The 11586-nt window shown below is 56.9% G+C and carries 10 protein-coding genes; all 10 read left to right on the forward strand.

Translation table 11 applies throughout. From position 1 onward, the window contains the following. Positions 1-242 (forward strand): antirestriction protein ArdA (locus HY26_RS14045; protein WP_146740239.1); only part of this gene is annotated, 242 nt, incomplete at its 5' end. A 3-nt stretch (positions 243-245) separates the two neighbouring features. Beyond that, the gene (locus tag HY26_RS14050) at positions 246-722 is read left to right on the forward strand and encodes a hypothetical protein (protein WP_045695779.1); all 477 of its coding nucleotides are present in this window, start codon (positions 246-248) and stop codon (positions 720-722) included. Beyond that, positions 719-2737, forward strand: coding sequence for a ParB/RepB/Spo0J family partition protein (locus tag HY26_RS14055; RefSeq protein ID WP_081812297.1), 2019 nt, complete (start codon positions 719-721; stop codon positions 2735-2737). Before HY26_RS14050 ends, HY26_RS14055 begins: the two co-directional genes overlap by 4 nt. A 453-nt stretch (positions 2738-3190) precedes the next feature. Then, entirely contained in the window at positions 3191-3514 is a 324-nt protein-coding gene (locus HY26_RS14060) for a DUF736 domain-containing protein (protein ID WP_034744474.1), read from the forward strand. 243 nt (positions 3515-3757) lie between these two features. After that, entirely contained in the window at positions 3758-3973 is a 216-nt protein-coding gene (locus HY26_RS14065) for a helix-turn-helix domain-containing protein (protein WP_045695780.1), read from the forward strand. A gap of 81 nt (positions 3974-4054) precedes the next feature. Continuing rightward, complete coding sequence (locus HY26_RS14070) at positions 4055-4795, forward strand: S26 family signal peptidase (RefSeq protein ID WP_146740240.1); 741 nt, start codon at positions 4055-4057, stop codon at positions 4793-4795. After that, a complete protein-coding gene (locus tag HY26_RS14075) occupies positions 4792-6696 on the forward strand; it encodes a DUF3363 domain-containing protein (protein WP_034741820.1) in 1905 nt (634 codons plus the stop codon). Before HY26_RS14070 ends, HY26_RS14075 begins: the two co-directional genes overlap by 4 nt. A gap of 218 nt (positions 6697-6914) precedes the next feature. Then, the gene (locus tag HY26_RS18880) at positions 6915-7430 is read left to right on the forward strand and encodes a hypothetical protein (RefSeq protein ID WP_146740241.1); all 516 of its coding nucleotides are present in this window, start codon (positions 6915-6917) and stop codon (positions 7428-7430) included. 96 nt (positions 7431-7526) lie between these two features. Then, positions 7527-10619: a class I SAM-dependent DNA methyltransferase gene (locus HY26_RS14080; protein WP_034741808.1), complete on the forward strand. Its 3093-nt coding sequence runs from the start codon at positions 7527-7529 to the stop codon at positions 10617-10619. Continuing rightward, positions 10616-11290, forward strand: coding sequence for a hypothetical protein (locus tag HY26_RS14085; protein ID WP_034741805.1), 675 nt, complete (start codon positions 10616-10618; stop codon positions 11288-11290). Before HY26_RS14080 ends, HY26_RS14085 begins: the two co-directional genes overlap by 4 nt. Positions 11291-11586 lie beyond the last annotated feature (296 nt).

An 11586-nucleotide genomic window follows, 5' to 3' on the forward strand; every position in this document is an offset into this window, starting at 1 on the left:
TCCACCGCCATTTTGGCGATGACCTTGAACAGGCTCACGCCGCGTTTGAAGACTATGCAGGCGAATATCGCAGCGCCGCAGACTTTGCCGAGGAAGTGACGCGCGACAGCGGGACAGAGATTCCGGCCTCGCTCGATTACTATATCGACTGGACCGCGCTTGCCCGCGACATGGCGATGAATGGCAAGATCATGGTGTTCCAGACGGGCTTTGATGAAGTCCACATTTTCTGGAGCCGCTGAGTCATGGCGTTCCGGGAGAGATTTGACCGCTATGTGTGCGAGGGCGACAGCATTGCCGTCGAGATTGACGGCTTTCGCGTCACCGCGCGGATCGTCCGCGACGACTGTCCGGATAGTCCAGACGAGCGCCAGGACGGATTCTGGCCATCGCTCAATATTGGCGACCCGGGATTTATCGGACCCGGAAACAATTTCCGCGAGCGGCTGACGAAGGCGCAAGCAGACGCCGAAGCCGTCATGGACGCGTGGCGCAAGGATGAGTGGTTCTATTGCGGAATCGTGCTCGCCATTGAACGCGAAAGCGTGGAACTGGAATCTCATGCCGCCAGCATCTGGGGTATAGAGGCCAACGATCCGAGGTCGGAGAACGCCTACCTGACTGAAGTCGCATGCGAACTGCTCCCCGAAGCCTTGCAAGCCGGGCACAGAGCCTTAGCGCGTTTGATGGCGTCCGCACCTGCACGGGTCGCGCAGGCATGAGCGCGCTGGATGACCTATTAGGGCCACGTCCGCACATGACCCTCGTCATAGAGGAGTCCCGCGTCGTCGAAATCTGGGTCGATGGCCGCGCGCCGCTGATTGGCCTGCATGACTATGACTGGGGCGAGACCGATCCGGACGCAAACCGCGACGCGGAAGGCCTCCCCTTCAGCCCGATCAACTGGAAAGGCCCGGCATGGGCGCTTGGCCTTTCACTTTACCCGCCAGAACAGGAGGACAATCCCATGGCACAACCCGCACTGAAAACACTTCCCCTTGAGCAACTCCATATCAGCAAGCTCAACATGCGGCACAACCGCAAGGCGCCTGATGTCTCCGACATCTTGCCCTCCATCCGGGAGAAAGGAATCCGCCAGACACTTCTGGTGCGCCCCGAAGGTGATGGCTATGGCGTCGTCGCGGGACGGCGGCGCTTCCATGCCTTGCAGGTCATTGCCGCTGAGACCGGCAAGTCAATCGCCGTCCCGTGCGCAATCATGGAAGCGGATGACGACGCCGCAGCGGTGGAGGCCTCGCTCATCGAAAATGTCGCCCGCCTGCCCGCCACGGAAATGGAGCAATACAATGCGTTCGGAAAGCTGGCGCATGCAGGCCGGACGGTGGAAGAGATTGCCGGACATTTCGGGGTCACGGACCTGAAAGTCCGGCGTATCCTCGCCCTCGCCAATCTCTCCAGCCCGATCCGTGCGCTTTACGCCAAAGACGAAATCGACCCGGAGACAATCCGCGCGCTCACACTTGCTACGAAGGACCAGCAGGCAGACTGGCTGGCCCTGTTTCGAAGTGAAACAGAGCGCGCGCCCATGGGCCGCGCCTGCAAGGCATGGATCACGGGCGGGGCCACCATCACGACCGACAAGGCGCTGTTTGATCTGGCGATCTATGAAGGCAAAGTGGCAGCTGACCTCTTCGGTGAGACAGGTGTCTTCGCAGAGGCCGACACGTTTTGGAAAGCCCAATCGGCAGCGCTTGCGGCCAAGGTCGAGACCTACATTGACGCCGGGTGGCGCAATGTAGAGGTTCTCGAACGCGGGAAATATTTTGCCAGTTGGGAGTATTTGAAGCGCCCCCGGACGAAGGGCGGCAGCGTGATTGTCGAAGTCCGCGATGATGGCACTGTGACCTTCCATGAGGGCTACATTACGCAGGCCGAAGCCCGGAAACTGGAGAAGCGCGCAAGGCCGGACGGTGATGCGGAAGCAGCCGACACCAAGCCCGAAATGTCCGGGCCGCTCGCACAATACATTGCCCTCCACCGCCATGGCGCAGCGCGTACAACCTTGCTTGGACACCCTGGAATCGCCCTCCGGCTGATGGTGGCGCATGCCATGGTCGGGTCCGCTCTTTGGACTGTCAGGCGGCACGACTTCCTCGCCCGGAAGGAGGACATACAGGCCAGCGTGGAGGCATCACGCGCCGCCGCAGAAATGCGGGCCGCCGGGGACCATGTCCGCAGCCTGTTTGACGCCCATGGGGTCGCATCCCTGCGCGCAAACGGGGACGCCTATCACCTCAGCGAGGTCTTTGCGGCGCTGCTCGAAATGAACGATGCGGAAACCCTGACCGTGCTGGCTTTTGTGATGGCGGATACGCTGGAAGCGGGCGGCCCGGTTGTGGAAGCCGTCGCTGTCGCCACCGAAACCGACATGGCCGCTTACTGGAAGCCGGAGCGTGTCTTCCTTGATCTCGTTCGGGACAAGCGCGCCATTAACGCCATGGTGGCAGACATTGCGTCTCCATCGACGGCGAAAGCAGCGCTCACAGACACGGGCAAAGCCCAGAAGGAACTGGTCTGGAACCGGATCACTGGCGAAGAGTGTGAGGCCAATCCGGGCTGGCGTCCGGGATGGATGCAGGTGCCGCCTACGCGCCTTGTTACAAACGCAGGGTCGCCGCCAGCAGATGCATGGGTCCGGATCGCCAGCCTGTTTACCTCTGGCGAGGACGAAGCTTCTCCCGAAGACCAGTCTGTCGCAGAGCAGGACGCCGCCTGACATGTTGCAGTCTCCTTGTCCGTGGAAGCGAAAGCCGTTCGGCAGCATGCCGGGCGGCATTTCCACATGCTTCTACCGGATGAGTGTGTACTCCTGCGGTTCAGATCAAGACAGATGCGCCTCCGAAAAATCGCCCGTCTGTGGGTTTCTTTTTGCCTCCGAGTGCGATTGCCAAAGCGGTCTGTTCCGCTCTCCGCTTGCCCCGAAAGACCCCTTGTTCCCGTCTATTGCCGTGTGACCTGGACGACACGAAACGGCCCTGAAACCGGACAGTCCCACGAATTTCCCCGCCGCTTTGCGGCTCCTCGCGAGACAAATTCATGCGCCTGTCCGGTGCTCCGCTTTGCTGCGCCCTTGCAGGTTCAGGCCCGCCCCGCGCCGTCCGGGCGGTCCGGCGTCGACGGGGACAAGGTGTCCCTCGAAGACAGCCACGGAAACGAAAAGGAGACCCCCATGGCAAACGCACTCGGATATGTCAGCGAAACCAAAACCGGCTTCGAAGGCGCCCTCGCAATGATGAACCTCTCAGCCGCCATCCGCATCGAAAAGAACGCGGACAAAGCTGAAGAGGCCCAGCCGGACTACCGCATCTTCGCCGGTGAGACCGCGACCGAAATCGGCGGCGGCTGGATGCGCAAGGCAAAGTCTTCCGGCCGCGAATACGTCTCCCTGACCCTCGCAGATCCGCAGATTGGCCCGCGCCGCATCTACGCGAACCTCGCACCGGTCAAAGGCAAGAAAGGCCGCCACGTGATCCTCTGGAACCCCAAGGACTAGCCCCGCACTCATCGCCAAACTGGCCGCTCCGGAGATCATTCCGGGGCGGCTTCTGGCATGTTTAATTCGCTCGATAGAGGGGCATCTGTATGCTTACGAAGTCATGCGCGCTGCGCATGGTTAAACAGGGTATCGCCGCGGAGCCGCATATCTTCGTGACTCCCAATTAGAATTTTCTTTTGTTTTCTGGGACGTGTTGAAGCCGCCACGTTGATCTGTGCCCGGCAAGACGGGGTACGGGGAATGAACGAGGCAAAAGGACGTCCAAGTCCTTTCCTGACGACGAAAGAGGCGGCGGCTTATCTGCGTATCACGGTTCGCACGATGGAGAACTGGCGCTGGTCGAACAATGGACCGCAATACAGAAAACATGGCGGCACCGTCGTCTATCATGTCGATGATTTGAATGATTATTCGACCGTCTGGAATAGGTCCCGGGGAGGCGGTCATGGCGCTTGAAATCAGGGCATTGAGAACAGATTCAATCACATTGTCGATGGCCAATTGGAGACTTCTTTCGAGCAACTGGAGGGGCTTTTCATGAGCCTCCGCGCAGTATTTTGGAGCGGTATTTCTGTGCTCGGAGTGGCATTGACAGGCCTTCCGGCGACTGGTGTTTTACCGCCCATATTACTCTACAATCCGAGCGAAAGTGCTCCGCTTGGGTGGTATCGCGTCGAACCTTTGGAGGTGATTTCGCGGGGTGATCTGGTTGTCTCGAACCTGCCAGAGGCCGCTTCGAGACTCGCGATCCAGAGGCGCTATCTTGCGCCAGGCATCCCCGTCATCAAGAACGTCCGGGCGCTCGAAGGCGACACGGTTTGTGAGATCAAGGGTGTGTTACAGATCAACGGGACTTCGACTGTCCGCCTGCTATCAACAGATAGTATGGGACGCGCCCTGCCGTCTCCCTGGACGGGCTGCAGGCAGCTTCAGGCAGAAGAGGTTCTGCTCCTTTCTGATCGCACACCGGATTCCTTTGATGGACGGTATTTTGGAGCGGTCAGGGAGGGCGACATCATTGGTCGTGCGGTGTGGATAGGCGGTGATCGGAAGGAGCATGCAGAAGGGTTGATTGGGAAAAATGGGGACAGATCGGAATGCAAGATAAAAGCTCATGGAGCCAATGAGGGTCTATCACCTTGTCTGCACATCGATTTTTATGGTTCCATGCCTCAGTGTGTAGCTCTGTGGTTTGATGGAATCCTCAGCAAGGACTACAGATTGGCATGGTTCCATTCGCAGAAACTGGCCTGTTTTCCGCTGGATCGGTTCAAATGAGCACGCCGCAGGACAATCCCTTCACTCCCAGACCTGGCAGGATTCGGTCTGCCGGATCAGGGGGGCGCGCGAAGACCTATCTGACGCGGATGACGAAGGCGCTGTCGTCCGTCGGCGGCGTTCGCCGCACTACCCTTCCCGCCCGGCCCCGTATCGGTGCACGCGGTGGGCAGAGGCGCGTCATCGTCAAGGCACGCATTGTGCGCATGTCGGCATCGAGCGTGGCGGCACTGGCAGCCCACATCGGATACATCCGGCGCGACGCAGCGCTGGAAGAGAAGGATCGCGGGAAACTGTTTGACGCCATGAGCGAGGATGCCAACGCGTCCGATCTCGTCAAATCCATTACCGAAGACAGGCATCATTTCCGGTTCATTGTTTCGCCCGAAGACGGCGCCGAAATGGCAGACCTCAAGCCCTTCGTCCGTGATCTCGTCTCGCAGATGGAAACCGATCTGGGGACGCGGCTCGAATGGGTCGGCGCAGTCCACCATGATACGGGCCGGCCGCATGCGCATTTGGTCATCCGGGGGCGGCGTGAAGATGGCTCTGACCTTGTCATGCCGCGGGCGTATATTTCGCATGGGATCCGGGAGCGGGCCGAGGACCTTGTAACGCTGGAACTCGGGCCTGAAACTCGGCTCGAGCAGGAGCGCAAACTTCAATCGGATATCGCTGCCGAGCGCGTGACACGGATCGATCATTTTATCGCGCGTCAGGTAGGTCCCGAACAGGAATTTCGGTTGAAGGATAGTCCTTCACAGTATCGTACTTTGCATGCCGCGCGGCTGCGGACTCTGGAACGGCTTGGGCTTGCAGAGAAACTCGGAGCTGGACGCTGGCAGATGAAGGAGAATTTCCGCGAGGTTTTGCGGGGCTTGTCGGAAAGGCACGACATCATCAAGACGATGAACCGTGCTCTTGCCGGACGCGGTGACCGGCGGCTCGATACGGACGCTATCTTCGACAAGTCCGATCCCGGCGGGCGGAGCGTGACGGGCGTGGTTCTTCAGACGGGTCTTACGGGTGAAGCGCATGACCGGACCTATGTCATCATCGACGGTCTGGATGGGCGCGCCGTGTTTGTGGAGCTGGGTGTCGCCGGCGAGGTCGAGGAAGTAAAGCGCGGGGCGATTGTGACGGTGTCTCCGCCGAACATTGAACCGAAGCCGTCAGACATCACGATTGATCGGATCGCACGCGCGAATGGTGGGAGCTATTCGGCAGGTCTGCACCAGGCGGACGATCCCCGATACAGCCCGGAATTTGTCGCGGCTCATGTGCGACGGCTGGAGGCTTTGCGGCGGGCTGGTCATGCAGAGCGTTCAGCTGATGCGGAGTGGAAGGTTCCACCGGATTATCTAGACCGAGCGAGTTCGTACGAGCGGGCACAGGCGCGGTTACGGGCGGCGCAGGTGTTAGTTCGCTCGGAGCTTGGCTTGGCAGATCAGGAAACGGCCCTTGGTGTGACCTGGCTGGATGACGTCCCTGCCCCGTCTGGCGTGCCGCTCGGATTCGGAAAAGAGGTGGCTGAGGCGCAGGTGAAGCGACGGGCGTTTCTGACGGGGATTGGAATGAAGGTAGCGGCTGGCACTGGCTTGTCTGCGGCACAGAAGACGGAGTTGATGAAGCGAGATTTCGCGCGAGCTGCCCGGACGCTGAGCGTAGAGATCGGTAAGCCATATTCGCCAGCGCCGGAACGAGGACATGTCGATGGTACGTATCGCGAGCATGTGTCTCGGGTGAGTGGGAAGTTCGCGGTGATTGAGCGGCAGAGGGATTTTACGATTGTACCTTGGCGGCAGGTGCTGGAGCAGCGGCGCGGGATGGCCGTGTCGGGTGTCGTGCGCGGGGGACGGATTTCGTGGGCGCTGGGGCGCGGGATTGGAATAGCGGATTAATATTGGTAGCACTAGTTTGGCCAGTGCCTCCATTACTATTTGAGCCAATCATTCTTTGTGTATGCAATCCGAACTTAGATGGCGACGCGCAGCGTGAACGCCGCCCTTCCGCGCCGCCACACCAAGGCTCTGTTCGTCCATTAGACTTTACTCAGGAGAACGAGTCCTTTACCCACTCTTAACTAAGAATGGGCAGAAGACCCATTTCCGAGGGCCACGTGATTTACGTATCAACATCCAAGGTAATCGAATTGACTGGCTTGTCCGCTGTGGTTCTGCGCGAGTGGACGCGGCGCCGTGCGCTAATACCCGCAGATATACCCGCAGCCGGAAAGGGCAATGCGGCAAAGTTCAGTTGGAGAACAGTACTCATCATTCGGATTGCCAATCAGCTGAAAGAGGAGTTTCACCTACAACTCCAAGCCCATGCGCCGCAGTTTTCCGAGTTACGTGAGGTGCTTTCAGAACATTCATTTCTGGCGCTTTATGGAACCGCCATTGTTTGCAGCCCAAGCGAACCGTGGAGATTATCGCGGGCCGATGAGTTTGGCCCGACTTGTGCCTTTCTCAAACTACCTCTTCATGACCATCTGGAAGCCATTTGCGGAGCGTTCGGTAAAGCAAGCCCACGAACACGATCGCAACAGTTTGACTTATTTCCGGCAACCGAAATCAGAACTATGCGAGTCGACTTTGAGCGTAGCGGGCGTGATGTCGGACGGAGGCAAGCATGAAACGTGCGCCCCGTGCAGTCAAATGGCTACCGAATCACTGGCAAATGTTCGTCTTTTGTTCTATGCCGTTAGGCACTAGTCCAACAGGTTTCCCCAATGACTGACACGATCTTCGACGAATGGCTCCGACGTCTCGGTTATGCCGATTTTGGAAAGTCTCTCCATCGTAGCGCTGCCGATGTCGACCCGCGCCACCCATATGCGCCAGAATTGAATGCTCTGCTTGCCGAGGACGGTTCGATTCGTGCCCGGGCTGTGTTCGATGTTGACGGCGTCCCTACCGTGGTTTTCGTAAGTGGAGATGGAACTCCGCTTACGAAGGTAGAGCTTAACCATGTTCGGCAGCGTGTGTGGAATCAGAACCTAGCGCAAATCATCTTGGAAATTGACAGTGACCGGGTATTGGTTCGACCGGTTATCAAGGCTCCGGATTCACTAGAAATTGTCACTGCGGAAGAAGCACGTCCAGACGGGCCTTTCTCCGGTTTCGACGTATCCTCAAACAGTCTCGCACGCCGTCTCCCAGAATGGTTCGACGCTGGGGATCGGGTTGATCGCATGCTTCTCACAAACTTGTCGGTTTGTGTGCGCGAGGTGGCGCAGGCTGGTTACGGCGAGCTACCAGTAGACGATTTTTCTCGACGTCTGGCTGAATTACTCATGGGTCAGGTGCTGTTCGTTTCCTATCTTGAACATCGCGGCATAGTCAGCGACGTATATCGCTCTCACCATAAGGTTGGACGCCTGCATCAGTTGGTTACAGAACGCGACATTGGCGGAGTGCGCCGCCTTATTGACAGGCTCAAAGAAGACTTCAACGGAGACTTCCTAAGCGATGACCGACACGATCCATGGCAGTCTCTCAATGCTTTTGGATTTGAAGCGCTGGAACGTTTTCTTAACCGCACCGATATGAGTACCGGCCAAGGCGACTTTTGGAACTACGATTTTAGTCTGATTCCCGTCGAGTTGCTGTCGGGACTCTATGAGTCCTTTCTTTCAGAAGACGTACAATCGTCAACAGGCGCCTATTACACGCCACGCCACCTAGCAATGCTGGCTGTTGACCAGGCTTTCAGCGCGTCGGCCGATCCACTGCAGGAGACAGTGTTCGATGGCGCGTGTGGCTCTGGAATTCTTTTGACAACAGCTTTTCGCCGGATGATCGCACTGACAGAAGCACGCGAGGGTTCGCCGCTTAGTTTCAAGCAACGCCGCCAGTTGCTGGCCAGGCACATCTTTGGCGCAGATATCAATGAAATGGCATGTCGTGTGACGGCGTTCAGTCTATATCTATCCCTATTGGAGGGCCTTGATCCGTCAGATATCCGCGAAGCACAGAGCAAAGAGCGAGTGAAACTCCCTACGCTGAAAGGGGTGAATCTTCTGTTCGGAGCCACAGGTGACTTTTTTAGCCCGGACCACGGATTCAACGGTCGCACATTTTCTCTTGTCCTTTCCAACCCTCCATGGATCGAGCCACGCGGCAGCGACGTGACGAGCGCCGACATTTGGGCACAACAGATGAAGGCCCCCGTAGGACATCGGCAAGTTGCTGCGGCGTTCTCAATCAGAGCCTTGGAGTTTCTCTCCGACGGCGGGCGCCTTTGCTTGATCCTTCCAATTAATTTGTTTCTCGGGCCATCGAAGCAGTCCTTCGTGAAACATCTATTCGAGACTGCTCGTCCAATCCGGTTGATCAACTTCGGTGATTTTCAAAATTTACTCTTTCCTTCCGCCGAACACACTTGCCACGTGCTATTGGCTGAAAAGCGCAACTCCCGTCCAGTGGTGATCGCTGTTGAGGAACGGTTTGACTACTGTGTGCCGAAGGCTGACATGAGTTTGGCCTACGGTCGCTTGACACTTTCTTCCAACGATCGCCATAGCGTTGCGACACGGGCAGTAATCGACCAGCAAGATATCCTAACTGTATTCATGTGGGGTGACGCGTTCGACCAATCCTTACTCCATCGACTTGGGGTGTTCGGAGAACTCGGCGATTATTGGAGTGGCCCGAAAAAAACAAGGCGCTGGCAAGCACGCAAAGGCATTCACATAATAGATCGGCAACGTGAGCCAGTGAGCGCAGAGCCTCTCCGAGGAATGCCCCATGTCGCCACAACCGCACTGGGCGCTGGTGTCCCCGTACTGCATCCTGATCTATTACAGCCTTGGCCCGAGGAGATTGATCAAGTAAGCCACATTTCTGACGAAGTCCTTGAAGTCTTCAAAGGTCCACGCATTCTGTATACTGATGGATTTTCCAAAGAAGATCTTTCAGTTCGGGCTGCGTACACTGAAAGCACAGCGAGTTTTACGGCGAGTGTGGGTGTTATTTCAGGCCCCCACGACGACGCCCGTCTCCTACGCTTCGTAGCAGCCTATTTGCGTTCGACGTTGGCTCGATATGTCCTTATGTTCCGATCCTGGACAATGTTGTGCGAGCGAAATGCGGTCCGGCTAGTAGACATCGGCGGTTTCCCATTCCACGAACCTGAGAATGCGGATAAGCCTGAGGTAGCACGTAGGGCGTTCGATAGAACGGTCGAGTTGATGCTTAAACTGGAAGGTTTGCCAGATTTAGAGCAACGCCGCGCATATGAAGATATGGAATCGGAAATCGACGAGCACCTGTTCGACTATTTTGCAATTGATGCCTTCGAACGAGCAATCATCTCCGAAACGGTGGCGCTTCTTTTGCCATCAATCCGACCGCGTAGCTTCGGTAATCTTGACACACCAGCTCAAACTCGCGCCGGTCTTTCTGACGTTCGTTCCTATGTTCGTGCACTCGCGACGGCACTCGACGTCTGGATAGCCCGCACAAACGGCAATGGACGTTTTGATGTTTCTGCTCTTTCAAGCTCCGCACACGCTGCGGGCGGAATGGGAGCAATTAGGATTTATTACAAACAGAACAATTCTCTCCGCTCGAAAGCAAATGCACGCAGCGACAGCGATGCCTTGATGGCATTGCTTAATCAGGCCCGCGCCGACGGATTTGGCCGGGTCTCTGCCGGGTTCGGCCTTGGACTAGCGCCTGATGCTTTTGTGTGGACCGACGACGCGTTGATAATCGCCAGGCCCCTGACCCGGCGCAACTTCTCATTACGACAGGCGTTCCGCGATGCCGAAACAATTGTCGAACAAGTTCAATTCAACAACGCAGCAGCGAAGGTCGCATGACTATCGGAGGGGCGCCGCCGGACTGGATTTCCGCATTTCCGCGGCAACCGGTAGAAGCTGCTGCTGCAACGCTTCAGCAAGCGTGGCAGGAACTTGTTCGCCGTAACGCGCCAGGCTTCCAACCGAAAGATCGAGAAGATCGCCTCACTGCAAAATTAAAGTTTCATTGTGATACTGTAGCTCGCAAACGCGGATTGTTGGGATCTTGGAGTGCCGAAAACAAGGTCGGAAATCTTGATGTCGAGTCCGGAGATATCATCTGGCAAAAGCGCACGGATATCTCTTTTCATTGGAACGACGACCAACAAACCATGGTGTTCGTATTTGAATTCAAAAAAGTCAGCCATACAGTGACGAGCCGAAAGGCATACCTGGGTGATGATGGTATGGGCCGTTTCGTAGACGGATATTACAGCCAAGATGAAACTGCAGCAGCTATGGTAGCGCTACTAACAGGTCCCGAAGAAAAAATTGTGCCCAACCTCCAGCACTCCTTAAGCGATGGATCATACGAGGCGAAACTTCGACAGCGCAAGAACGGTAGCAGCAAGCTAATCACTCAGCCATCACAAGTAATCGCGCTGGCTGCCTTCGACACAGACCATGATCGCTCGAACAATCGCGCACCCATACGCTTAGCGCACATATTTCTCGGCTGGCCTACTCCTTAGTCTTAGCTACGTGGCAATCCCGCGTACGGCTGTTGTTGGACCGTACGCCAACGTCGATTGTTGATCAGAGTACTAAGCCTGCCATTCTTTGCCGATAATACGAATACTGTCGACAATTTGCTTAACGGGCTAGCGATCCCCAAAGAAATTGGATCCCACAAATTCTTCCCGGCACTTCACCCACACCACTCACCAGTTCCGAAATCTTCAGAATACCCCCTGATTTCCCCCAATTTCCTCTCTGGAGACTGAGGCGATGATTGGTCAGGTTCAGTGTCATGAAACATGGCACGAAC

The sequence above is a fragment of the Hyphomonas sp. GM-8P genome (genome assembly GCF_003263315.1).
Taxonomy (GTDB): Bacteria; Pseudomonadota; Alphaproteobacteria; order Caulobacterales; family Hyphomonadaceae; genus Hyphomonas.

Coding starts and splice junctions, on each gene's coding strand:
- HY26_RS14070 (WP_146740240.1), top strand. CDS start 4,055: ATGAGCCTCCGCGCAGTATTTTGGAGCGGTATTTCTGTGCTCGGAGTG.
- HY26_RS14080 (WP_034741808.1), top strand. CDS start 7,527: ATGACTGACACGATCTTCGACGAATGGCTCCGACGTCTCGGTTATGCC.
- HY26_RS14050 (WP_045695779.1), top strand. CDS start 246: ATGGCGTTCCGGGAGAGATTTGACCGCTATGTGTGCGAGGGCGACAGC.
- HY26_RS14085 (WP_034741805.1), top strand. CDS start 10,616: ATGACTATCGGAGGGGCGCCGCCGGACTGGATTTCCGCATTTCCGCGG.
- HY26_RS14060 (WP_034744474.1), top strand. CDS start 3,191: ATGGCAAACGCACTCGGATATGTCAGCGAAACCAAAACCGGCTTCGAA.
- HY26_RS14055 (WP_081812297.1), top strand. CDS start 719: ATGAGCGCGCTGGATGACCTATTAGGGCCACGTCCGCACATGACCCTC.
- HY26_RS14075 (WP_034741820.1), top strand. CDS start 4,792: ATGAGCACGCCGCAGGACAATCCCTTCACTCCCAGACCTGGCAGGATT.
- HY26_RS14065 (WP_045695780.1), top strand. CDS start 3,758: ATGAACGAGGCAAAAGGACGTCCAAGTCCTTTCCTGACGACGAAAGAG.